The sequence below is a fragment of the Streptomyces albidochromogenes genome (assembly GCF_005981925.1).
In the GTDB taxonomy this organism is placed as follows: domain Bacteria; phylum Actinomycetota; class Actinomycetes; order Streptomycetales; family Streptomycetaceae; genus Streptomyces; species Streptomyces albidochromogenes.
Map to the genome: position 1 here is coordinate 1 of NZ_VBVX01000703.1, position 713 is coordinate 713.

The window sequence follows — 713 nt, forward strand, 5'->3', positions numbered from 1 at the left end:
GTGTACGGCCGGCGTCGGGGGTGGTCGGGGTGGGTGTGCGACGATCGGCGGCATGAGCACCACAGGACGGCGGGTCGGACGGCCGCGCGCCCAGCAGCGGCCGGACAGCGGGCTGACCCCGCGTGAGGAACTCCTCGAAGCGGCGGCGGAGTTGTTCACGACCCACGGTTACGCGGCCACGACGACCCGCGCCGTCGCCGAGCGGGCCGGGATGCGCCAGGCGACGATGTACCACTACGTCGCGGGCAAGGAGGAGCTGCTGGCCGGGCTCCTGGAATCCACCGTCGCCCCGTCCCTGGAGCTGGCCCAGCGGCTGCTCGCCGACGGCACGGCGTCGGCCGAGGCCAGGCTCTGGCAGCTCTGCCGCTCCGACGTCGAGCTGTTGTGCGGCGGCCCGCACAACCTCGGCGCGCTGTACCTGCTGCCCGAGGTGCGCACCGAGGCGTTCTCCGGCTTCCGCCAGGTGCGGGCGGACCTCAAGGCCGCCTACGGGCGGCTGCTCGCCGCGACGGACTGCTGCGGGGCCCTGGACACCGATGAACTGGCCCTGCGGACCGACCTGGTGTTCGGGCTCATCGAGGGCGTCATCCTGATCCACCGCTCCGACCCGGGCCGCCCGCCCGAGTCCTTCGCCGCCGCGACGGCCGACGCGGCGCTGCGCGTGGCCGGTGTCGCGACGCGCCCGGCCGGCTGAGCACCGGGCCGGCCCGATC

1 protein-coding gene is annotated in these 713 nt (G+C 75.2%); it reads left to right on the forward strand.

Annotated features, from left to right (window positions below):
- Window positions 1-52: 52 nt before the first annotated feature.
- A complete protein-coding gene (locus E2E34_RS34835; protein ID WP_138905785.1) occupies window positions 53-694 on the forward strand; it encodes a TetR/AcrR family transcriptional regulator in 642 nt (213 codons plus the stop codon).
- Window positions 695-713 lie beyond the last annotated feature (19 nt).